20 protein-coding genes and 1 tRNA gene are annotated in these 21,663 nt (G+C 64.4%); 17 read left to right on the top strand and 4 right to left on the bottom strand.

The features are described 5' to 3' along the window. Window positions 1–4: 4 nt before the first annotated feature. The 3 genes from KNN17_RS04945 to KNN17_RS04935 are packed head-to-tail and all read left to right on the top strand — an operon-like array spanning window position 5 to window position 3,641. Window positions 5–1,375, top strand: a complete 1,371-nt coding sequence (locus tag KNN17_RS04945) for an acetyl-CoA C-acetyltransferase (RefSeq protein WP_241707740.1) — start codon at window positions 5–7, stop codon at window positions 1,373–1,375. Window positions 1,376–1,380: 5 nt separating this feature from the next. Continuing rightward, on the top strand, window positions 1,381–2,733 hold the full coding sequence (locus KNN17_RS04940; RefSeq protein WP_241707739.1) for a 3-oxoacyl-ACP reductase: 1,353 nt from the start codon (window positions 1,381–1,383) through the stop codon (window positions 2,731–2,733). Further along, window positions 2,730–3,641: a MaoC family dehydratase gene (locus KNN17_RS04935; protein WP_241707738.1), complete on the top strand. Its 912-nt coding sequence runs from the start codon at window positions 2,730–2,732 to the stop codon at window positions 3,639–3,641. The genes KNN17_RS04940 and KNN17_RS04935 overlap by 4 nt, the downstream gene beginning before the upstream one ends. Before the next feature lie 232 nt (window positions 3,642–3,873). Here the strand turns inward: KNN17_RS04935 and KNN17_RS04930 are convergent. Then, a tRNA-Leu gene (locus tag KNN17_RS04930) sits at window positions 3,874–3,956 on the bottom strand. 277 nt (window positions 3,957–4,233) lie between these two features. On the opposite strand from KNN17_RS04930, the gene KNN17_RS04925 reads away from it, so the two are divergent. Then, window positions 4,234–5,538 (top strand): M20/M25/M40 family metallo-hydrolase, encoded by a 1,305-nt coding sequence (locus KNN17_RS04925; protein ID WP_241707737.1) that lies wholly within the window; start codon window positions 4,234–4,236, stop codon window positions 5,536–5,538. Between the two features lie 10 nt (window positions 5,539–5,548). Continuing rightward, window positions 5,549–6,709, top strand: coding sequence for an acyl-CoA dehydrogenase family protein (locus tag KNN17_RS04920; protein ID WP_241707736.1), 1,161 nt, complete (start codon window positions 5,549–5,551; stop codon window positions 6,707–6,709). A gap of 47 nt (window positions 6,710–6,756) precedes the next feature. Here the strand turns inward: KNN17_RS04920 and KNN17_RS04915 are convergent, their stop codons facing one another. Continuing rightward, window positions 6,757–6,990, bottom strand: coding sequence for a DUF5703 family protein (locus KNN17_RS04915; RefSeq protein ID WP_078108891.1), 234 nt, complete (start codon window positions 6,988–6,990; stop codon window positions 6,757–6,759). 39 nt (window positions 6,991–7,029) lie between these two features. Here KNN17_RS04915 and KNN17_RS04910 point away from each other — a divergent pair, with 39 nt between their 5' ends. Beyond that, window positions 7,030–7,302: a hypothetical protein gene (locus KNN17_RS04910; protein WP_078108892.1), complete on the top strand. Its 273-nt coding sequence runs from the start codon at window positions 7,030–7,032 to the stop codon at window positions 7,300–7,302. 60 nt (window positions 7,303–7,362) lie between these two features. Here the strand turns inward: KNN17_RS04910 and KNN17_RS04905 are convergent, their stop codons facing one another. Next, the gene (locus KNN17_RS04905; protein WP_241707735.1) at window positions 7,363–8,295 is read right to left on the bottom strand and encodes an aldo/keto reductase; all 933 of its coding nucleotides are present in this window, start codon (window positions 8,293–8,295) and stop codon (window positions 7,363–7,365) included. Window positions 8,296–8,347: 52 nt separating this feature from the next. On the opposite strand from KNN17_RS04905, the gene KNN17_RS04900 reads away from it, so the two are divergent. Together KNN17_RS04900 and mshC are read left to right on the top strand one after the other, a co-directional pair. Then, entirely contained in the window at window positions 8,348–9,181 is an 834-nt protein-coding gene (locus KNN17_RS04900) for an undecaprenyl-diphosphate phosphatase (RefSeq protein ID WP_078108894.1), read from the top strand. Window positions 9,182–9,197: 16 nt separating this feature from the next. After that, window positions 9,198–10,481 (top strand): cysteine--1-D-myo-inosityl 2-amino-2-deoxy-alpha-D-glucopyranoside ligase, encoded by a 1,284-nt coding sequence (gene mshC / locus KNN17_RS04895; protein WP_241707734.1) that lies wholly within the window; start codon window positions 9,198–9,200, stop codon window positions 10,479–10,481. Window positions 10,482–10,587: 106 nt separating this feature from the next. Here mshC and KNN17_RS04890 read toward each other — a convergent pair whose 3' ends face one another. Further along, window positions 10,588–11,493 carry a PAC2 family protein gene (locus tag KNN17_RS04890; RefSeq protein ID WP_078108896.1) on the bottom strand — a complete coding sequence of 302 codons (906 nt, stop codon included), beginning with the start codon at window positions 11,491–11,493 and terminating at the stop codon, window positions 10,588–10,590. A 119-nt stretch (window positions 11,494–11,612) separates the two neighbouring features. On the opposite strand from KNN17_RS04890, the gene KNN17_RS04885 reads away from it, so the two are divergent. The 9 genes from KNN17_RS04885 (at window position 11,613) to pafA (ending at window position 21,564) form a co-directional block, all read left to right on the top strand. Next, window positions 11,613–12,356: an HAD family hydrolase gene (locus tag KNN17_RS04885; protein ID WP_241707733.1), complete on the top strand. Its 744-nt coding sequence runs from the start codon at window positions 11,613–11,615 to the stop codon at window positions 12,354–12,356. Continuing rightward, entirely contained in the window at window positions 12,357–13,526 is a 1,170-nt protein-coding gene (locus KNN17_RS04880) for a site-2 protease family protein (protein WP_241707732.1), read from the top strand. It abuts the gene before it with no gap. A 112-nt stretch (window positions 13,527–13,638) separates the two neighbouring features. After that, window positions 13,639–14,691, top strand: a complete 1,053-nt coding sequence (locus KNN17_RS04875; protein ID WP_241707731.1) for a tRNA (adenine-N1)-methyltransferase — start codon at window positions 13,639–13,641, stop codon at window positions 14,689–14,691. A gap of 101 nt (window positions 14,692–14,792) precedes the next feature. Next, window positions 14,793–16,607 (top strand): proteasome ATPase, encoded by a 1,815-nt coding sequence (gene arc / locus KNN17_RS04870; protein ID WP_241707730.1) that lies wholly within the window; start codon window positions 14,793–14,795, stop codon window positions 16,605–16,607. Between the two features lie 50 nt (window positions 16,608–16,657). Then, window positions 16,658–18,274, top strand: coding sequence for a depupylase/deamidase Dop (gene dop, locus KNN17_RS04865; RefSeq protein WP_241707837.1), 1,617 nt, complete (start codon window positions 16,658–16,660; stop codon window positions 18,272–18,274). A 123-nt stretch (window positions 18,275–18,397) separates the two neighbouring features. Continuing rightward, window positions 18,398–18,601 (top strand): ubiquitin-like protein Pup, encoded by a 204-nt coding sequence (locus KNN17_RS04860; protein WP_078108941.1) that lies wholly within the window; start codon window positions 18,398–18,400, stop codon window positions 18,599–18,601. A 78-nt stretch (window positions 18,602–18,679) separates the two neighbouring features. Further along, a complete protein-coding gene (prcB, locus tag KNN17_RS04855) occupies window positions 18,680–19,489 on the top strand; it encodes a proteasome subunit beta (RefSeq protein ID WP_241707729.1) in 810 nt (269 codons plus the stop codon). A gap of 1 nt (window position 19,490) precedes the next feature. Then, the gene (gene prcA, locus KNN17_RS04850) at window positions 19,491–20,198 is read left to right on the top strand and encodes a proteasome subunit alpha (protein WP_078108902.1); all 708 of its coding nucleotides are present in this window, start codon (window positions 19,491–19,493) and stop codon (window positions 20,196–20,198) included. Window position 20,199: 1 nt separating this feature from the next. Next, entirely contained in the window at window positions 20,200–21,564 is a 1,365-nt protein-coding gene (gene pafA / locus KNN17_RS04845) for a Pup--protein ligase (protein ID WP_078108903.1), read from the top strand. The last annotated feature ends 99 nt before the right edge of the window (window positions 21,565–21,663 follow it).

The raw sequence follows: 21,663 nt of genomic DNA, 5'->3' as shown, positions 1-21,663 counted from the left end.
ACGCATGCCTGCAGCAGCACATTCCGCGAGCGCACCACACGAATCCCCCGCAACCCAGGGCACGCTCCGCAGGGCCGTGGTGGTTGGCGGGAACAGGATTCCCTTTGCCCGGACCGGGGGCGCCTACACCAAATCATCGAACCAGGACATGCTGACGGCGGCCCTCGACGGACTGATCGCACGTTTCGGGCTTCAAGAGGAGCGGATCGGTGAGGTAGCCGCCGGAGCCGTCCTGAAGCACTCCCGCGACTTCAACCTGACACGCGAAGCGGTCCTCGGTTCGGCCCTTTCCCCGGAGACGCCCGCCTACGATCTCCAGCAGGCGTGCGCCACCGGTCTTGAGACCGTCCTGGGCCTCGCCAACAAGATCAAGCTGGGCCAGATCGACTCGGCCATCGCGGGCGGCGTCGACTCTGCCTCGGATGCCCCCATTGCCGTGAGCGAAGGCCTCCGCGAAGTCCTGCTCGACCTCCATCGCGCCAAATCCCTGCCCGATCGGCTCAAGGTCCTCTCGCGGCTGCGTCCCAAGGACCTCGCCCCGGATGCTCCAAACACCGGGGAACCCAGGACCGGCCTGTCCATGGGGGAGCACCAGGCGCTGACCACGGCCCAGTGGAAGATCAGCCGCGAGGCGCAGGACGAGATCGCGTTCAATAGCCACCACAATCTCGCCGCGGCCTACGAACGTGGCTTCTTCGATGACCTCGTGACTCCGTACCGGGGGCTGAGCCGTGATTCGAACCTCCGGCCCGACACGTCCATGGAGAAGCTGGCCACCCTCAAGCCCGTCTTCGGCAAGGGCCTCGGCGCGGAGGCGACCATGACGGCCGGCAACTCCACCCCTCTCACGGACGGTGCCTCCACGGTGCTCCTCGGCAGCGAGGAATGGGCGGACGCCCGGGGCCTGCCCAAGCTGGCCGTCGTCGTCGACGGCGAGGCTGCCGCCGTCGATTTCGTCCACGGCAAAGACGGACTCCTCATGGCTCCTGCCTTTGCAGTGCCGCGGCTCCTGGCCCGCAACGGGCTGTCCTTCGAAGACATCGACTTCTTCGAAATCCACGAAGCCTTTGCGGGAACCGTCCTGAGTACGCTCGCCGCGTGGGAAGACGAGGAATTCGGCCGCACCCGGCTGGGATTGGACGGTTCACTCGGCAAGATCGACCGTGCCAAGCTCAACGTCAACGGTTCATCCCTTGCCGCCGGCCATCCCTTTGCCGCCACTGGCGGACGAATCGTCGCTTCGTTGGCGAAGATGCTCCACGAGAACGGTCCGGTGAACGGTCGTCCGGCCCGCGGACTGATCTCCATCTGCGCTGCCGGAGGGCAGGGAGTCGTGGCGATCCTTGAGGCGTACTCCGCTCCGGAAGGTCGGTAACCGGCGTGACCGACAAGTACACACAGTTTGTGAGCCACGGGATCGGCAAAGACCTGGCGAAAAAGCTCGGCCTGCCCCAACCTGCCGTGCTCCGGAGGTACCAGCCGGGAGAGCCGCTGGTACCGGGACCCGTCCTGGTGCTCGGGAGCAGCAACGGCAAGACCGCGGGCTCCGACGAATTGGCTGCCGCCCTGGTGGGCTGGGGCCTCGACGTCCGGCGTTCGGCCTTGCCCAAGGAAAGGCTGGGGGCGATCATCCTGGTGCTCGACGGCGTCGAACATCCCGATGAGCTTGCCGGACCCGTTCTCACCGCGGCCCCGTCGATCCGGGATTTGGCCCGCAGCGCAAGGGTCGTCACGATCTCCCGCACCTCCGCCTCCGCGGCCAATCCGGCCGTTGCTGCCGGCCGGCAAGGAGTCGACGGACTGCTGCGGTCGCTGGCCAAGGAACTCCGGGCAGGTGCCACGGCCAACGGCATTCTCCTCGGGGACGGCGCCGGCACCACGAGCCCCAGCACGCTCGGGGCGCTGCGCTTTTTCCTGTCCGGTCGGTCCGCATTCGTGGATGGCCAATTCCTGACGGTCACGTCGGGCACGGGCCGGCTTCCCGCCGACGCCGACAAGCCCCTGGCGGGTAAGATCGCCGTCGTCACGGGCGCCGCCCGCGGCATCGGAGCGGCGATCGCGCGGACCCTGCACAGGGACGGCGCCCGGCTCGTGGTGGTGGATATTCCGGCTGCGGGGGAGCACCTCGCCGAGGTCGCCAACGAGGTCCATGGCACTGCACTGCAATTGGACATCACGGCTGAGGACGCCGGGAAGCGCATCATCGACCACGCCGTGGAACGCCATGGCGGACTCGATATCGTCATCCACAATGCCGGCATTACCCGGGACAAGCTCCTGGCCAACATGGATGAGGGACGCTGGAATTCCGTCATCGGCGTGAACATCGCTTCGCAGTTGCGGATCAACGAGGCGCTCCTGGGCTCGGACCTGCTGCACAAGACCCCCCGGATCGTGTCCGTGGCGTCCACGAGCGGAATCGCCGGCAACCGCGGGCAGACCAACTATGCGGCTTCCAAGGGGGGAGCGATCGGCATGGTCAGGGCCACGGCGCCCTTGCTCGTAGAACGCGGCGGCTCCATCAACGCCGTCGCGCCCGGCTTCATCGAGACCGACATGACCGCCCGGATCCCCTTCGCCACCCGGGAGGTGGCCCGCAGGCTCAATTCGCTGCAGCAGGGCGGCCTGCCCGGAGACGTAGCGGAGGCAATTGCATTCCTGGCATCGGATGCGGCCGCGGGTATCACGGGTGAAGTGCTCAGGGTCTGCGGACAGAACCTGGTGGGCGCATGAGCACGGAACAACCCCTCATCCTGGGAGATCTGCCGTCGCTCTCGAAGCTGTACGTGAATGCGGCGGCGACGGCGGCGCGGCGGAGGTTGCTGGGGTTCCCGGCTGCCACCGCCCTGCCCCAGGGGAGCCACGAGGTCCGCGGGGTGCGGGCCGACGTCGCGAACCTCACCGAGTACCAGCACCTGATCGGGGAGACCGCGAGTGACGCGCTGCCGGCCGGCTTCATCCACGCCCTCGCGTTTCCGGTCTCCATGAGCGTGCTGAACCGGGACGACTTCCCGCTTCCGTTGCTGGGGATGATCCATTTGAAGAACCAGGTGGAGCAGTTGCGGGCCGTTCACTTCAGTGAACCGCTCGACGTCCGGTCCTGGGCCGATAACATGCGCGGCCACAGGGCTGGAACCCAGCTGGACGTCGTCGCCGAAGTCCGCTCAAGCAATGACGGGGCGCTGCTCTGGCGCGGCATCTCGACGTACCTCGCCAAGGGGGTCTTCCTTCCGGGATTCGACAAGGCCCCCGAGGCCGCCGCGCCAGCGGAGTTCAGGGCGCCCGCACCAACCGCAGTCTGGCAGCTCGGAGTGGATACGGGCCGCCTTTACGCTGCGGTATCCGGAGATTTCAATCCGATTCATTTGAGCCTCCTCTCGGCCAAGGCGCTGGGCCTGCCGCGGTCAATCGCGCACGGCATGTACCTCGCCTCCAGGGCCCTGGCCGACGTTGGCTCGGTGAAGGCGGAAGCGTTCCGCTGGGACGTGAACTTCGAGGCACCCGTGTACCTCCCTGCGCGGGTGGCCTTGGAAATCGGCACGGTCCACTCCTCGTCAGGTTCGTGGGAGCGTTCGGACTACGTCGCCTGGAGTCCGCGAAGCGGCAGGAGGCACTTCAGCGGCTCCGTGACGGCCCTGTAAGGCTCCGGTCTCGGTTTTCAGGAACGGCTACGACGACGGCGGTCACCCACGTGGGCCGCCGCCGTCGCCGTTCCCCGCGGAGCGAGGTCGGCAGTCCTGATGACTGCCTCGAATGAATGAGCGGCAATGCAATTCAATAAATGTGATGAACGCGGCATTAGCGTCCGAAAAAGCAAATTCAAAGTTAAACAAACAAAGCCTGGAATTATCATAATTCCAGGCCTTGCAATTGTGCGCGGAGGGGGACTTGAACCCCCACCCCCTTTCGAGGACTAGCACCTCAAGCTAGCGCGTCTGCCATTCCGCCACCCGCGCAGGTGGTGTTCGGAGCGTTCGTTCTGCGCCTCTCGGCGCTTCTCTTTCCTCCGAAGCAGCGAGAAAAACTCTAACACGGTTTCTGGGAAATAAAAAAACCGGAGCGCGAGACGGCGCTGTCAACGGCAATTGGGGCCTGCCGATCGGCGCCAAAACGCGGGAAAGCACGCGGCCAAACGGGCATGCGGTGGGTAGGCTGAGGGAAGCGCGCGGGGAGCGTCAGCACCACCTGCCTTCCCGCCGGAGTTCGTCCATCCCAGCCAGCAAGGAGAGTTCCATGACTGATATCCGACCCGAGGACGAAGTAGTCCGGATCTGCCAGGAACTCATCCGCATAGACACCTCGAACTTCGGCGACGATTCCGGTCCCGGGGAACGCGCCGCAGCTGAATACACGGCGGCGTTGATTAATGAAGTGGGATTGGACGCGGAAATCTTTGAGTCGGCTCCAGGCCGGGCCAATGTGGTCACGCGCATGGCGGGCGAGGACCCCTCGGCCGGCGCCCTCGTGGTGCACGGTCACCTCGACGTCGTTCCGGCCCTCAAAGACCAGTGGACTGTTGACCCCTTCAGCGGCGAACTCAAGGACGGACTCATCTGGGGACGCGGCGCCGTGGACATGAAGGACATGGACGCCATGATCCTCTCGGTCATGCGTGACTTCGCCCGCACGGGACGCAAGCCCAAGCGCGACATCATCTTCGCGTTCTTCGCCGACGAGGAAGCCGGAGGCAACCACGGCGCGCGCTACGCCGTCGAGCACCGGAGGGAACTCTTCGACGGCGCCACGGAAGCGATCTCCGAAGTGGGTGGCTTCTCGGCCACCATCGGAGGCCAGCGCACTTACTTGCTCCAGACGGCGGAAAAGGGCCTTTCCTGGCTGCGCCTCGTGGCACACGGCAGGGCCGGGCACGGTTCGCAAATCAACACGGACAATGCGATCACCCGCCTGGCCGGGGCTGTCACCAGGATCGGCGAATACCGCTGGCCGATTGAGCTGACCCCCACCACCCGGCAGTTCCTCGACGGCGTGACGGAACTGACCGGCGTCGAGTTCGATCCGGACAATCCCGAGACACTGCTCAAGGAACTCGGCACCGTAGCGCGCTTCGTCGGAGCTACCCTGCAAAACACCTCGAACCCCACCTTGTTGAGCTCCGGGTACAAGCACAATGTCATCCCCGAATCGGCGGAAGCGCTGGTGGACTGCCGCACGCTGCCCGGCCAGCAGGAGTTGGTCTTCGAAACCGTCAAAAAACTCGCTGGGGACGGGGTGGAGGTCAGCTACGTCAACAAGGACGTGTCCCTGGAAGTGCCGTTTGCCGGCAACCTGGTGGACGCCATGATCGACGCCCTGCATACGGAAGACCCCGGCGCCAAGGTCCTGCCTTACACCTTGTCCGGCGGCACCGACAACAAGTCGCTCAGCAAGATCGGCATCACAGGCTACGGATTCGCCCCGCTGATGCTTCCGGAAGAGCTCGACTTCACGGGCATGTTCCACGGGGTCGACGAACGGGTTCCGGCCGATTCGCTCAAGTTCGGATCCAGGGTGCTCAACACCCTGCTCAGTAACTACTAGGGAGAACCCCTTGATTCCCGAGGAGATCCTGCCGGACGAGCTGCTCGAGCGCATCCGGGCGCGGGCCGCAGGCTATGACCGGAACAACGTGTTCTTCCACGAGGACCTTGAGGAGCTCGCCGCGGCGGGATGCCTGAAGATCTTCGTTCCGGAGTCCGACGGCGGACTGGGGCTCGGGCTCGAAGCCGCGGCGGCGCTTCAGCGCCGGCTTGCCACGGCTGCTCCGGCCACGGCATTGGCCGTCAACATGCACCTGGTCTGGACCGGCGTCGCGCACGTCCTGGCGGCCCGTGGCGACAGCTCCCTTGACTTTGTGCTGAAGGAGGCCGGACAGGGCGAGGTCTTTGCGTTCGGGATTTCCGAACCGGGTAACGACTCCATGCTCTTTGATTCAGGCACGACGGCGGAACCGCAGCCGGATGGCGGGTACAGCTTCACCGGGCGGAAGATCTTCACGAGCCTGTCGCCGGTGTGGACCCGCCTCGGCATCTTCGGCAAGGACAGCGGCGCACGGGAGGGGAGCGGTGAGCTGGTATTCGGCTTCCTCCACCGGGACTCGCCAGGCCACGAGACACTGGATGACTGGGACACCCTGGGCATGCGGGCGAGCCAGTCGAACACCACGCTTCTCCACGGTGCCGTGGTGCGGCCGGAGCGGATCTTCCGGAAACTGCCTGTAGGACCCAATCAGGATCCGTTGATCTTCGCGATCTTCGCGTGCTTCGAAACACTACTTGCCGCGGTCTATACGGGCATTGCGGAGCGGGCATTCAAGCTGGCCGTCGATGCCGTCACGCGCCGGACCTCGGCCAAGTACGGCGGCCGAAGCTTCTCGCAGGACCCGGACATCCGCTGGAAGATCGCTGACGCCGCCATGGCCATGGATTCCATCCAGCCCCAGTTGGCCTCGGTGGCCCGTGACGTGGATGCCGTGGTTGATCACGGGGCGCAGTGGTTTCCAAAGTTCGTGGGCCTCAAGGTGCGGGCCACGGAGAACGCCCGGAGCATGGTGGATGTGGCCATCCGGGTTTCCGGAGGCTCAAGCTACTTCCGCGGCTCGGAACTCGAACGGCTGTACCGCGATGTGCTGGCCGGGATCTTCCATCCGTCCAACGATGAATCAGCGCACACCACGGTAGCCAACGCGTGGCTGGGCCCGCTCGAAAGCTGAAACGCTCGGAAGCTGGAGCGCGGGACCCTGAAATAACGGCTGTGCTGCTATACGGTGCGCTGCACGTTGAGTACCTTGCGGCGCAGCCAGAACCGGCGACCGCCGCCGATATAGAGGATGCTCCGCTCCAGTTCCCACTTGCCGTATTCGGAGTGCTCCACGAGCCGACGTCGCGCCTCGGGCAAGGAATCGTCAGGGCTGACGGTCAGCACGAGATACTCGTACTGCCTTGCGTAGTCCCGCTGACGCTCCACTGAACTGCTCAGAAATTGTTCTCTCATCCCTCTCCATTTTCGTCTTTTTCGGGCTAACGTGAAGTCATGAGCATCGATCCGCGTGTCGCGCTTCAGTCATTGACAGCCGCCTTGGAAGAGCACCTGATTGCCGCTTCCGCCCGCCGTGGCGAAGGAGATCCCACCGTGGAGGCAGCGTTTTTTGCCGTCGCAGATGCCTTTGAGGTATATGAGGACTCACTATACGAGGCCTACTCGGAAGTCACACCCCTTCAGGTGTTCGACGACGATGAAGAGGATGACGACGAGGAGAATAATGAACTCCTCGATGAAGACGAGCTGGAGATCCTTGATCAGTGATGCAGGCTCAGTAATGCAGGCCAGCAATGGGGGGCCGGCAGCGCCGGAGTAACAGCTAGGTCAGACCGCTGAAACGTCCTCCAATGCCCGGGAAATCTCAGCGGGAAGGGGCGCCAGCTGTGCGTCGAGCAGTTCCTTGAGCTGGACCGCATTGCGTGCTCCGACCACGGCCGTGGAGACGCCTGGGCGGGAGAGCAACCAGCTCAGCGAGACGTCCACGGCGGACCGTCCCAGGCCACGAGCGGCCATGGCCACCGCTTCGACGATCCGCGCCCCCCGCGCGTCGAGGTACTTTTCGACGTAACCGCTGAGGCGGCCTTCGGCCGCACGTGATTCAGACGGAATCTGCCCACGGTACTTGCCGCTGAGCACCCCGCGGCCGAGGGGGCCCCACGCCATGAGTCCGAGTCCTGCGTCTTCGACGGCGGGCACCAGCTCGTCTTCGGGCTTCCTGTGCAGGAGCGAGTACTCGGATTGGTTGGCCACCACGGTGAACCCTGCGACAGCCGCGGCCTTGGCGGTCTGCCAGCCGTTGTAGTTGGAGATGCCGACGTACCGTGCGCGTCCCGAGCGCAGCGCGAGGTCAAGGGCGGAGAGCGTTTCGTCCAGCGGGACGTTGCCGTCCCAGGCCTGCGCGAACCAAATGTCGACGTAGTCAGTCCGCAAACGGGCAAGGCTCGCGTCGAGGGCGGACAGCATGGCTCCGCGGGAGGCGTCCACGCTGCGCCGGCTGTCCGACGTCGAGATCCCCGCTTTCGTGGAGAGGGCAACCTCCGATCGCGACACGACGTCCCCCAGCATGGAGCCCAGGAGTGCTTCGGCTTGTCCGCCTGCGTAGGAGGCCGCGGTATCGATCATGGTGCCGCCCGCGGCGATGAACGTATGGAGCAACTCCCGTGCATCCTGCTCGTCCGTTTCTTCCGCCCAGGACATGGTGCCCAGGGAAAGGGTGGACACCCGAAACCCGCTGTTGCCGACGTAACGCTGCTGCATAGCTGATAGCTTACGGGGAGTTCGCCTAGATCATGACGTAGGGTCTATTCACGTGAACTGGATAGAAGCAGCCTTCCTTGGCCTCGTGCAGGGCCTGACAGAATTCCTACCGATTTCTTCAAGCGCGCACCTGCGAATTGTCGGCTCGTTCCTGCCCAATGCGGCGGATCCCGGGGCTGCTTTCACCGCCATCACGCAACTGGGTACCGAGACGGCCGTCATCGTCTTCTTTTGGCGCGACATCGTCAGGATTGTCCGTGCCTGGTTCGGATCGTTGCGCGGCAAGGTCTCCAGGGATGATCCCGACGCGCGGATGGGGTGGCTGGTGATCCTCGGCAGCCTTCCGATCATCGTTCTCGGCCTGCTCTTCCAGGACCAGATCGAATCCGTCCTGCGTAGCTTGTGGATCGTGGCCACCATGCTGATCGTCTTCGGCATGATCCTTGCGGTAGCCGACGCCGTGGGCCGGCAGGAACGCGAGCTGAGCCAATTGACCTTCAAGCATGGCATCCTTTACGGCTTGGCTCAGGCGATGGCGCTCATCCCGGGCGTCTCCCGCTCCGGGGGAACCATCACCGCCGGCCTGTTGATGGGGTACACCCGGGAGGCGGCTGCACGCTATTCGTTCCTGCTGGCCATACCCGCGGTCTTCGGCAGCGGCCTCTACCAGTTATACAAGGTGGTGTCGAAGGAAGGAATCACCGGGCCTTTCGGCTTGCCGGAAACAGCCTTGGCCACGGTTATCGCCTTTGTTGTGGGCTTCATCATCATCGGCTGGTTCCTCAAATTCATCTCCACCCACAGCTACCGCGTCTTCGTGTGGTACCGCATTCTCCTGGGACTCGCCCTCTATGTACTGCTCGGTTTCAATGTCATCAGCGCCTAGCACTATGGTTGAGGCTGTGAAATCGTGGATCTCCCGCCCTGTGCCTGAACTACCCGGCAGCATGCCCTCTTTGAGGCTGTTCGATACCGCCCTCAGGGCCGTGGTGGAGGTCGAGCCACGCGCGGAGCAATCCATGTACGTGTGCGGCATCACCCCCTACGACGCCACCCACATGGGACACGCGGCGAGCTATGTCGCCTTCGACCTGCTCAACCGGGCATGGCGGGACAGCGGCCAGCGGGTCGCGTACGTCCAGAACGTCACCGACGTCGACGACCCCCTGCTTGAGCGCGCCACCGCCACCGGCGTCGATTGGCGCGAGCTGGCGGCGAGCCAGATCGAGCTTTTCCATACCGACATGGACGCCCTCAACGTGCTGGCCCCGAACCATTACATCGGCGCAGTGGAGGCGATCCCGATGATTGTCCCGGCCATTGAGAAACTGATCGCGGACAAACTCGCCTACCGCGTGCACGGTACCGGCGGCGAGCCCGACGGCGACGTGTATTACGACGTCGAGGCAGCCGGCAAAGCGTCGGATAGCCCGGACGCGTGGACGCTCGGGGACATCTCCGGGCTCGGTGAAGTGGAAATGCTGGAGCTTTTCGCCGAACGCGGCGGCGATCCGGGCCGTTCCGGGAAGCGGAATCCCCTTGATCCTTTGCTGTGGCGCGTTGCCCGCGACGGCGAGCCGCACTGGCCCGGCGCGAGCCTCGGTGACGGACGTCCGGGCTGGCACATTGAATGCACCGTCATCGCCCAGAAGTACCTGCCGGCTCCCTTCACCGTGCAGGGCGGCGGATCGGACCTCGTCTTCCCGCACCACGAGATGGGTGCCGGACACGCGTATTCGCTCAGCGGCGTTCCCTTGGCGCACCACTATGCCCACGCCGGAATGGTGGGCCTCGACGGCGAAAAGATGAGCAAGTCCAAGGGCAACCTGGTCCTCGTGTCCAAGCTTCGCGCCGCAGGCGAAGAACCTGCCGCAATCCGCTTGGCGATCCTGGCCCACCACTACCGCTCGGATTGGTCCTGGACCGATGAAGGCTTCGCAGAAGCCAAGGAACGGCTCAACACGTGGCGGGCGGCCCGGGATATCGCTCCCGAGGGGACGGCGGCGCAGCTGCTCACTCGGATGCGTGCCGAGCTCGCCAACGACCTCAACGCTCCCGGCGCGGTTGCCGCCGTCGATGCCTGGGCCGCTGCGGCCCTTGGCAACCCGTCCAACGCGAATCCGGGCGCCTTCGATTCCGCGCTGGTAAGCGACGCGATCAACGGATTGCTTGGCGTCGAGCTCTAATATCCAAACAACGCGGGGTCGCTTACGGCCCATAATGTCCCTTTGGACGGGCCGTAAGTGACCCCGCGTTGGCTTAGATGCGCACCGCACCCCCGGAGACGGCCCGTCAGGGCTTGTCCTTGCCCCTGCGCTTCAGGTAGCGCTCGAATTCGCGCGCTATGGATTCGCCACTGGCCTCCGGGAGGTCGGCCGTGTCCTTGGCCTCTTCGAGCTGCCGCACATAGGCGGCGATTTCCGGGTCTTCCGTGGCAAGTTCGTCCACTCCGCGCTCCCACGCCTCGGATTCCTCGTTGAGGGCATGGGTGTCCAAGGGCACCTGGAGCAGATCCTCGATCCGGTTCAAGATGGCCAGTTGCGCTTTGGGAGACGGTGGCTGGGCCACATAGTGCGGCACGGCTGCCCACAATGACACCGTGGGCAACCCCGCGAGCAGCGCGAACTCCGCCAGCACACCCACAATGCCTACCGGCCCCTCGTACTGCGACGCCTCAAGGTTCAAGCGCTGCCGCAGTCCGCTGTCGTCCGAGGTAGTGCTGACGGGGATCGGCCGGCTGTGCGGTACGTCGGCCAGAAGCGCGCCGATCAGCACCACGTAGTCAACCTTGAGCGTCTCGGCGTGGACCAGAAGCTCGGCTGTGTAGGCGCGCCAGCGATAGGAAGGCTCGGTGCCGAGCACGAACACCACGTCGACGTTGCTGTCCGGGACGCTCGCCTTGTAAAGGCGCGTGGAAGGCCATTTCACTTTGCGGGTTCCGGCGGCCGTGCGTCGAACGGTCGGCCTGGTGAACTGGAAGTCGTAGTAGTCGTCGGCATCAACGGATGCCACTTTCTTTCCTTGCCACAACTTGTTCAAGTAGTGGAGGGAATCGCTGGCCGCCTCGCCGGCGTCGTTCCAACCTTCGAAAGCCGCGAGCATCACGGTGATGCGCTGGCCTTCGGCTACAGGCTGGAGAAGGCGCTCAGGCTCGGGTGTTGTGGCCTGTCCGTCAGGGGCTCCGTCCAAACTGTTCATTCACTCACCCTACGTCCAACACCGCCACCCATGCATGGCGTGAAGTGACCGGCGTGGCCACACTTCGCCCCCGGCGTAGAACGGCAATTGCCTTCCGTCGTTCCACGTAGACTTTAGGCATGCTTGCTTCAGCCACCCAGCCCTTTGTAAAAGCCGAGCTCAAAGCCGCACTATGGGACATGGATGGCACCTTGGTGGACACCGAGCCATACTGGATTGCCGCGGAACGCGCCCTCGTGGAGTCCCATGGTGGCGCTTGGAGCCATGAACAAGCCATGCAGCTCGTAGGGCAGTCGCTGATGCATTCGGCCGGCATCCTCCAAACGGCTGGGGTGAACCTGGAAAAGCGCGAGATCGTCGACTCCTTGAGCGCCCGGGTCATCGACCGTCTCCGCGTCGAGGTGCCGTGGCGGCCCGGTGCCAAGGAATTGCTTGACGAACTGTATCAATCAGGCGTCCGCTGCGCCCTCGTGACCATGTCGGAAGGCCCCATGGCGCGGGAGGTCGTGGCCAACCTCTCCAAGCCCTACTTCGAGTTCCTCATCACGGGAGACACCGTGAGCCAAGGAAAACCCCACCCGGAGGCTTACCTTGCCGCCGTCGAGCGACTCCAGGACACAGACCCCGGGCTGACCGCAGACCATTGCGTCGCACTCGAGGACTCGGTCCCGGGAGTTGCGTCCGCGATTGCCTCAGGCGTGGTGACTGTGGGGATCCCGCACCAGATGCCGCTGCCGGAGGATCCCCGCCGGGCAACCTGGGACACCCTTCAGGGCAGGAAGGTCGCCGATCTGGAAGCGCTTGTTGCCGCCAGGGCCTCCGCGAATGCGCCCGCCGGGACTCTCCTTGGACGGGCGAACTAAGTGAGCACTCCCCGGAATGGTGGCCATAGCACTCGTCGCGGCAGTAAAGACGGGATTCCCCTCGGCCGGATAGCGGGAATCCCCGTGTACCTCGCTTACTCCTGGTTCATCATCGCGGCGTTCACGGTGATCGTCTACGGTCCAGCTCTGCTCATCCGGGAGCACTCGCTCGGCATCGCCGCGTACTTCGTTGCCTTCGCCTACGCGGTGCTCCTTGCCCTTTCCGTACTGGTCCACGAGCTCGCCCATGCCCTGAGTGCCAAGGCGTTCAACTGGCCCACGGAGAAGATCGTGCTGAATCTCTGGGGCGGACACACACAGTTCGAGAGCTTCATTGCGTCGCCCGGCCGCTCAGTGGTGGTTGCCTTGGCAGGACCCGCAGCCAACTTTGTCCTCGCGGGTGGGGCCTGGCTGGTGCTTCAGACCGGTATCTTCACCGGTGCGGGGGACACCCTGACAAATATCTTCATGTGGGCCAATTTCCTCATCGGCATCTTCAATGTCCTCCCGGGCCTGCCCTTGGACGGAGGCCGCTTGGTGGAGTCCGCGGTATGGAAAGCCACCGGCAGTCAGGAAAAGGGGACAGTGGCGGCGGGCTGGGCGGGACGGATCATCGTGATCGTCCTGGTCGTGTGGATCGTAGTACTGCCCGTGCTGAGCGGAAATACCCCGGATCTCAGCTACATGCTCATCACGATCCTGGTCTGCAGCTTCCTGTGGATGGGAGCCTCGGGCGCCATTCAGCAAGCCACGCTCCGCGGCCGCCTTCCCTTGGTGAGCGCCGCGGCCTTGGCCGAACCCGCCGTCGGGATTCCGAACTCGGCCACCGTCGCCGACGTCCTGCGGGTAGCACCTTACGGCACTCCCGCCGTCGTGATCTGCGGACCCGACGGCCGGCCTCAGGGCGTTGTCGATCCGCATGCCACCGCAGCCGTGCCGCCCTCCCAGGTTTACACAACGCTGGTGACGGCGGTTTCGACCCCGCTCGCCGAGGGCGCCTACGTCCCGTGGAGTTCCAGCGGCCAGGAACTGATCCAGTATCTGGCGCAGCTCAGCGGCACTGAATACGCCGTCGTGGACGAAGTCGGTACGGTCATGGGCCTGCTGCGGCAGCAGGCCGTAGTGACAGCCATTACAGGTAAAGTAGCCCGACGGAGCGGACGCCCGTAGGACCTTCCCGGTAGAGTTACCTGCCGGCCGTGAATTAACCCGGCCGCGCATCACCAAGCAGTAACTGTGGCAACAAAAGACGGCCCAGCCGTACAGGAGCGAGGAAATCCCCATGAGCAGCGAAACCGCCGCCAACTTCACGGCCACCGGCGCCGCCGACACCGCCCTTCAGCCGACGGGTGCGGCACGGCGCCGAGGGCCGTTCCGCGTGGGCGAGCGGGTTCAACTCACGGACGAGCGCGGCCGGATGAACACCATCACCTTGGAGGAAGGCGGAGCCTTCCACACGCACCGCGGCTTCCTCAACCATGACGAAATCATCGGCCAGGTTGATGGCTCCGTAGTCGCCAACAACATCGGCCAGCAGTACCAGACGCTCCGGCCGCTGCTCTCGGACTTCGTGTTGTCCATGCCCCGCGGCGCAGCAGTGGTCTACCCCAAGGATGCCGGGCAGATCGTCACGATGGCCGATATCTTCCCGGGTGCACGGGTTGTGGAAGCCGGCGTTGGTTCGGGCGCCCTTTCGATCTCCCTGCTCCGCGCAGTGGGGGACAACGGTTACCTGCACTCTTTCGAACGTCGCGAAGAGTTCGCGGACATCGCCCGCGGCAACGTGGAAACAATTTTCGGCGGCCCGCACCCCGCCTGGAAGATCTCGCTGGGCGACTTCCAGGAGGAAGTGGTCCGCAGTGAAGAGCCCGGATCCGTGGACCGTGTGGTGCTGGACATGCTCGCTCCTTGGGAATGCCTCGACGCCGTAGCCACCGTCCTGGCCCCCGGCGGCGTGTGGATCAACTATGTGGCCACGGTGACCCAGCTTTCCCGCACTGCCGAAGCCATCCGCGCCGACGGCCGGTTCACGGAACCGGACGCCTGGGAGTCCATGGTCCGTGGCTGGCATCTTGAGGGCCTCGCTGTCCGCCCCGACCACCGCATGGTGGCCCACACCGGCTTCCTTTTGGTCACCCGCCGCCTCGCCGACGGCGTGACCGGAATCTCCGTCAAACGGCGTCCGTCCAAGACCGAGTTCAGCGAAGAGGACTTGAACGCGTGGACACCGGGCGCCGTAGGGGAGCGCGCGGTTTCCGACAAAAAACTGCGTCGGGCGGCACGCGATGCGATTGCCGGCACCCACGTCAAGGACGACCCCACGCCTGCTTCCTGAGGAAACATCACAAACTGGTCCGCATTCCGGATGTCACAGGTTTCCCGACGCTTTTGAGGGCTAAGGTCTATTTATAGAAAGCGGGAAGGAGCTGATGCTTCGTGGATACGTCGAACAATGACTTCGGGCGAACGACGCCGGAGGAGCCAGCGAACAAGGCTGTGACTGAGGGAAAAGCGGGACACGGGGGTGGAGCAATCCAGCCGGTGGACGACTCCGCGGAACTCACCGTCGCGGAACGCCAGATCAACATCCTTCGAGACAAGCTGCGCCACATCGACCGTCAGCTTGCCGCCGCCACCCAGAACAACACCAAGCTCGTGACCATGCTGGAAACGGCGAAGGCCGAGATCCTGCGGCTCAAAGGAGCCCTCGAGCAGGACGGCCAACCGCCGTACAGCTTCGGGACGATCCTGCAGATCAATCCGAGGCGCCAGCCAACGGCAGGCAGCACGGGCCAGGCGGCCACTGAGGAGTCGGTAGACATCTTCAACGCCGGCCGCAAGATGCGCGTGGGCGTCAGCCCGCTCGTGAACCTCAACCAGCTGGCCGTCGGACAGGAAGTCCTCCTCAATGAGGCCCTGCTCGTGGTGACCGGACTGGGGTACGAACGGGCAGGCGAACTGGTCACGCTCAAGGAGATGCTCGGCACGGACCGCGCCTTGGTAGTGGGCAGGGCCGATGAAGAGCGCGTGGTGAGGCTCTCGGGTGCCTTGCAGAAAGTGCACCTGCGGGTCGGTGACGCCCTGTCCCTCGATTCCCGCACCGGCTACGCCTTGGAGAAGGTTCCCCGGGCAGAGGTCGAAAACCTCGTCCTCGAGGAAGTCCCGGATATCACCTACGAGGACATCGGCGGCCTGGGCCCGCAAATCGAACAGATCCGCGACGCGGTGGAACTCCCGTTCCTGCACCCGGACCTGTACCGCGAACACGGGCTCAAAGCACCCAAGGGCATCCTCCTGTACGGGCCTCCGGGCTGCGGCAAGACGCTGATCGCCAAAGCCGTTGCCAACTCGCTGGCCGCCCGCGCCTCCGAACGCGCCGGCAACGTGGACCTGAAGAGCTACTTCCTGAACATCAAGGGACCTGAACTCCTTGACAAGTACGTCGGCGAAACAGAGCGGCACATCCGCCTGATCTTCGCCCGCGCCCGGGAGAAGGCTTCGGATGGCAGCCCCGTGGTGGTGTTCTTCGATGAGATGGACTCGCTGTTCCGCACCCGCGGCACCGGTGTCTCTTCCGACGTCGAAACAACCATCGTTCCGCAGCTCCTGAGCGAGATCGACGGCGTCGAACGGCTGGACAACGTGATCGTGATCGGCGCTTCGAACCGCGAAGACATGATCGACCCGGCTATTCTCCGTCCCGGCCGCCTGGATGTGAAGGTCAAGATCCAACGGCCGGACGCCGAAGCGGCCGCCGATATTTTCGCCAAGTACATCACCACCGACCTTCCTTTCCACGCGACGGATCTGGCAGAGCACGGCGGCGACGTCCAGGCCACGGTCGACGCCATCATCCAGCGCACCGTTGAAGCCATGTACTCCACGGAGAAATCCAACGAGTACCTCGAAGTCACGTACGCCAACGGCGATACCGAGATGCTCTACTTCAAGGACTTCAACTCCGGTGCCGTGGTCCAGAACGTTGTGGACCGGGCCAAGAAGTACGCCATCAAGGACCTCCTGCTGACCCAGCAGAAAGGCCTGCGGATCGACCACTTCCTGCGCGCCGTCGTCGACGAATTCCGCGAGCACGAGGACATGCCCAACACCACCAACCCGGATGACTGGGCACGCATCTCAGGCAAGAAGGGCGAACGCATTACCTACATCCGCACCATCGTCCAGGGCAAGGCCGGCCAGGAGCCCGGGAAGTCGATCGAAACGACTCCCAACACCGGCCAGTACCTGTGACGGCCCGGCCGGAAGGCCTGCCTTCGGACAGGCTTCCCGTCGGCGGGGCCATGCGGGTCATGGGATCGGAAACCGAATACGGCATCCATTCGCCCTCCGCGCCGGGGGCGAACGCCACGATGATGTCCGCGCGGATCATCCAGGCCTACGCCAACCTGACGCGGCAACGGGCGGCCGGCGGCGCCGAGACCCGTTGGGACTATACGGACGAAGAACCCCTGCATGACGCGCGCGGTTGGACACTCGAGCGGAGTGCCGCCGATCCCAGCCAGCTGACTGACAGGCCCCCGGTGCTCGACGCCGAGGCCGTCGCGCTGGCGTACGGACGCCAGGAGCTGGAAGCCGACGGCAGCGACGAGTCCGGATCGCTGCTCATGAACATGGTGCTCGGCAACGGGGCCCGGCTGTACGTGGACCATGCCCATCCTGAATATTCCAGTCCCGAGGTCACGAATCCCCGTGACGCCGTTGCCTGGGACGCGGCCGGCGACCTCGTCGCCTTGGCCACCGTTCGGAAGGTGGCCGCCGATCCCGACCTGCCGCCCATCAACCTGTACAAGAACAACACCGACAACAAATCGGTGTCCTATGGGTCCCACGAGAACTACCTCATGCCGCGCTCGGTGCCTTTCGGGGACATCGTCCGGGGCCTGACGCCGTTCTTCGTCACCCGCCAGGTCATCTGCGGAGCCGGTCGACTCGGCAAGGGCCAGGACGGTTCAACTGCCGGATTCCAGATCAGCCAGCGGGCGGACTTCTTCGAAGCCGAGGTGGGACTGGAAACCACCATCAGGCGTCCGATCATCAACACCCGGGATGAACCGCACGCCACCGCGGACAAGTACCGGCGCCTGCATGTCATCATCGGCGACGCCAACCTGAGCCAGGTGTCGAACTACTTGAAGTTTGGCACCACGGCTTTGGTCCTGAGCCTTATCGAAGCCGGCCAGGCTCCGAAGATCGAAGTACATGAGCCTGTGGCGGGCCTGCAGGCCATCAGCCATGACACCTCCCTGACCGCCACCGTCAGGCTTCTTGACGGACGGCGGGTCACCGCGCTGGATATCCAGTGGATGTACTACGAGGCAGCGGCCAAACTTGGCCAGGAGACCGGGGTTTCCGATTCCTTCAGTGGAGACGGCCATACCCGTGACGTCCTGGAACGGTGGGAGTCGACGCTGGGGCTCCTGGGTAGCAACCCCGCGAGTGCCGCGTCTTCCGTCGAATGGCTGGCCAAGATGTCCCTGCTCGATGGCTACCGGAACCGTGACGGCCTGGAATGGAACGACGCCCGCCTGGGGCTTGTCGATTTGCAGTGGTCCGACGTGAGGCCGGAGAAAGGCCTGTATTACAGAATGCTTTCCCGCGACCGCATGCAGACGATCGTCGACGACGCCACGATCAGCCGCGCCGTCGTCGAACCGCCGTCGGACACCCGGGCGTATTTCCGCGGGAAGTGTGTTTCCAGCTTCGGCAAGGACGTGGTCGGCGCCAGCTGGGATTCAGTCATCTTCGATGTTCCCGGCATCGGGAAACTGCAGCGGGTACCCACCAGGGAACCCCTCCGCGGCACCGAAGCACTCACCGGTCAGTTGTTTCGGAAGCATGCCACAGCCGGTGCATTCCTCCGTGAATTGCTCGGCCTGGACCCGGCCCCGCCCGCCTGAACGGGCAGCTGAGGAACGGCCGCCAAACGGGCCCGACAAAACCGCAGCGTCACGGCCCGCCCCGTGGCAGTATGGCATTACAGGAAGTCCCCGTTGCCGGGGATGGACAGAATGGAGAAGGAAATGGCAGCTCAGGAGCAGCAGCAACCGCAGTCGCGAGACGTCGAGACAGAGGCCGACGCCCCCGAGGCACCGCCCGCAGCGCCAGAGGCACAGGCCTCGGTCGCCACGCAGGGCGTTGACGATCTCCTCGACGAAATCGACGGCGTACTTGAGTCGAACGCGGAGGAATTCGTGCGGGCATTTGTGCAAAAGGGCGGTCAATAGCCAGCCGCCAGCCAAGCCAAGGGCCCGGCCGGCGCGAGGCCGCCGGGCATCGGATGTCAGAGTCGAAGGAGCGCAGCAATGCAGGATCCATCAGCCGGCCACCTGGCCACCCAAGCAACGTCTTCGTTCATAGAGCATCTGCAACGCTCCAGGCCTGAACTCCTTCCCTTCAACCAAGCGCTGCCTGCGGGACAAATTCCGCTGGTGCCCCATGCCACGACAATCGTCGCCCTGAGCTACCCAGGCGGCGTCCTGATGGCGGGGGACAGGCGTGCCACCATGGGCAACGTGATCGCCAGCAGGCACATCGAGAAGGTCTTCCCGGCCGACGAATATTCCGTCCTGGGAATTGCCGGGACAGCAGGCCTGGCTATCGACATCACACGGTTGTTCCAGGTTGAACTGGAACACTACGAAAAGATCGAGGGCACACTGCTGAGCCTGGACGGCAAAGCCAACCGGCTTGGAGCCATGATCCGTGGAAACCTGCCCATGGCGATGCAGGGCCTTGCGGTGATCCCGCTCTTCGCTGGGTTCGACCAGTCGGCCGGCGTGGGACGGCTTTTCTCGTACGACGTCACCGGCGGACGATACGAGGAATTGGAGCACCATTCGGTCGGATCCGGTTCCGTCTTCGCACGTGGCGCCTTGAAGAAGCTGTGGCGGCCGAACCTCACTGAAGACGAGGCCGTCGCCGTCGCCGTCGAAGCCCTCTACGACGCCGCCGACGACGACTCCGCCACCGGCGGTCCGGACCCCGTCCGGCAGCTCTGGCCGGTGGTGTATACCGTCAACCGCGCCGGCGCCCGCCGCGTGCCGGAACGGGAATTGGCGGCGATCGCAGGATCCATTGTTGAATCGCGCGCAGTTGCCGGACGGGAGGCCTGAGATGACCCAGCAGTTCTATGTTTCGCCCGAGCAACTGATGAAGGACCGCGCGGATTTCGCGCGGAAGGGCATCGCCCGCGGCCGTTCCGTCGTCGTGATCAGTTGTGCTGACGGCATCGCGTTGGTGGCGGAGAACCCTTCGCCGTCGCTCCATAAGATCGGTGAGATCTACGACAAGATCGCGTTCGCCGCCGTGGGCAAGTACAACGAGTTTGAGAGTCTTCGCCAAGCAGGCGTCCGCTACGCCGACGTCCGCGGCTATTCGTACGATCGCGAGGACGTCACGGCCCGCGGCCTGGCCAGCGTCTACGCGCAGAGCCTGGGCGCAGTCTTCACCGCGGAACAAAAGCCCTTCGAGGTGGAGCTCGCAGTCGCAGAGGTCGGGCATACGCAAGCCGGCGACCACCTTTATCGGCTGACTTTCGACGGTTCGATCGCCGACGAGAACGGTTTTGTGGTGATGGGCGGCTTGGCCGAGCAAGTAGCCGAGACCGTGGCCGGCGGTTGGAAGGCCGACCTCAACCTGGCCGGCGCACTCCGCCTGGCGGTCAAGGCGCTGGCCACGGACAAGGAAGTCGACGCACTGCCCGGCACCGCCGTCGAGGCCGCAGTCCTTGACCGGAGTCCGGAAAGCGGACGCGGTTCCCGACGGGCCTTCCGGCGGCTCCGGGCGGACGAAATCACGCAGCTGCTGGCAGGGGAGGCCTGAGATGGATAAAAGAATATTCGGGATTGAAACCGAGTTCGGCATTTCGTATTCGAGCCCGGACTCGCGGCCATTGGCTCCCGAGGAAGTCGCCAGGTACCTCTTTCGGAAGGTGGTGAGCTGGGGACGTTCCTCCAACGTCTTCCTGACCAATGGCTCGCGCCTGTACCTGGATGTCGGTTCGCACCCGGAGTACGCCACTGCGGAATGCGACGACCTCGCGCAATTGATTGCCCACGACCGGGCCGGGGAACTCATTCTCGACGACCTCGTCGATGAAGCGCAGGCGCGGCTTGCGGCGGAGGGATTCAACGGAACGGTCTACCTGTTCAAGAACAACACCGATTCCGCCGGCAATTCCTACGGCAGCCATGAAAACTACCTGATTCCGCGGCGCGGCGAGTTCTCGCGGCTCGCCGAGATCCTCATTCCCTTCCTCGTGACGCGGCAGCTGATCGCCGGCGCGGGCAAGGTCCTCAAGACGCCCCATGGGGCCACGTTCGCGTTCTCCCAACGTGCCGACCACATTTGGGAAGGCGTGTCCTCCGCGACGACGAGGTCCCGCCCGATCATCAACACCCGTGACGAGCCGCACGCCGACGCCGAGTTCTTCCGCCGTCTGCATGTGATCGTCGGTGATTCCAACATGTCCGAAACCACCGCCCTGTTGAAAGTGGGAACGGTGGACCTGCTCCTGCGCATGATTGAGGCCGGAGTGATCATGCGGGACATGCGCATGGAGAACCCGATCCGCAGCATCCGGGAAATCTCCCACGATCTGAGCGGTAAGGCCTTGGTGCGCCTGGCCAACGGCCGGCAACTGACGGCCCTGGACATCCAGCGCGAGTACCTCGCAAAGGTCACCGCCTTCGTGGCATCAAATGGAGCCCACAATCCGCACGTGCCGCTCATCCTGGATCTTTGGGAGCGGACGCTCGACGCGATCGACAGCGGCGACACCAGCGGAATAGATACGGAAGTTGACTGGGCCATCAAGAAGAAGCTGATGGACGGCTACATGCGCCGCCATGGAATCGGCCTCGACTCCTCGAGGATCGCGCAACTGGACCTGACGTATCACGACATCTCGCGCAAGCGCGGGCTCTTCTTCCTGCTCCAGTCGCGCGGTGCGGCGAGGCGCCTCGTGGCTGACACGGACATCAAGGATGCAGTGGATGCGCCGCCGCAGACCACCCGGGCAAAACTGCGTGGCGACTTCGTCCGGCGCGCCCAGGAACTCGGGCGTGACTACACCGTGGATTGGGTCCATTTGAAGTTGAACGACCGCGCGCACCAGACGATTTTGTGCAAGGATCCCTTCCGCAGCGTCGACGAGAGAGTGGATGCCCTGCTGGACTCGATGAGCTGACTCCCAGCTTCACCAGCTACTCTGGAGGTTGGCCTTTTAACAGGCCGCTACGCGCATGGCCGAGCCCGGCCCGGCCATGCCCTCCTTTTGCCCCGACGA

The sequence above is a fragment of the Arthrobacter bambusae genome (assembly GCF_022606295.1).
GTDB lineage: Bacteria > Actinomycetota > Actinomycetes > Actinomycetales > Micrococcaceae > Arthrobacter > Arthrobacter bambusae_A.
Note: the sequence above shows the minus strand (reverse complement) of the source record. Positions and strands in the feature narration are given on the sequence as shown.

Bases quoted from the DNA above. Each gene is read 5' to 3' on its own strand.
- KNN17_RS04945 (WP_241707740.1), top strand. From the start codon at position 5: ATGCCTGCAGCAGCACATTCCGCGAGCGCACCACACGAATCCCCCGCA.
- KNN17_RS04935 (WP_241707738.1), top strand. From the start codon at position 2,730: ATGAGCACGGAACAACCCCTCATCCTGGGAGATCTGCCGTCGCTCTCG.
- KNN17_RS04925 (WP_241707737.1), top strand. From the start codon at position 4,234: ATGACTGATATCCGACCCGAGGACGAAGTAGTCCGGATCTGCCAGGAA.
- KNN17_RS04915 (WP_078108891.1), bottom strand. From the start codon at position 6,990: ATGAGAGAACAATTTCTGAGCAGTTCAGTGGAGCGTCAGCGGGACTAC.
- KNN17_RS04910 (WP_078108892.1), top strand. From the start codon at position 7,030: ATGAGCATCGATCCGCGTGTCGCGCTTCAGTCATTGACAGCCGCCTTG.
- KNN17_RS04905 (WP_241707735.1), bottom strand. From the start codon at position 8,295: ATGCAGCAGCGTTACGTCGGCAACAGCGGGTTTCGGGTGTCCACCCTT.
- KNN17_RS04890 (WP_078108896.1), bottom strand. From the start codon at position 11,493: ATGAACAGTTTGGACGGAGCCCCTGACGGACAGGCCACAACACCCGAG.
- KNN17_RS04885 (WP_241707733.1), top strand. From the start codon at position 11,613: ATGCTTGCTTCAGCCACCCAGCCCTTTGTAAAAGCCGAGCTCAAAGCC.
- KNN17_RS04875 (WP_241707731.1), top strand. From the start codon at position 13,639: ATGAGCAGCGAAACCGCCGCCAACTTCACGGCCACCGGCGCCGCCGAC.
- dop (WP_241707837.1), top strand. From the start codon at position 16,658: ATGCGGGTCATGGGATCGGAAACCGAATACGGCATCCATTCGCCCTCC.
- KNN17_RS04860 (WP_078108941.1), top strand. From the start codon at position 18,398: ATGGCAGCTCAGGAGCAGCAGCAACCGCAGTCGCGAGACGTCGAGACA.
- prcB (WP_241707729.1), top strand. From the start codon at position 18,680: ATGCAGGATCCATCAGCCGGCCACCTGGCCACCCAAGCAACGTCTTCG.
- prcA (WP_078108902.1), top strand. From the start codon at position 19,491: ATGACCCAGCAGTTCTATGTTTCGCCCGAGCAACTGATGAAGGACCGC.
- pafA (WP_078108903.1), top strand. From the start codon at position 20,200: ATGGATAAAAGAATATTCGGGATTGAAACCGAGTTCGGCATTTCGTAT.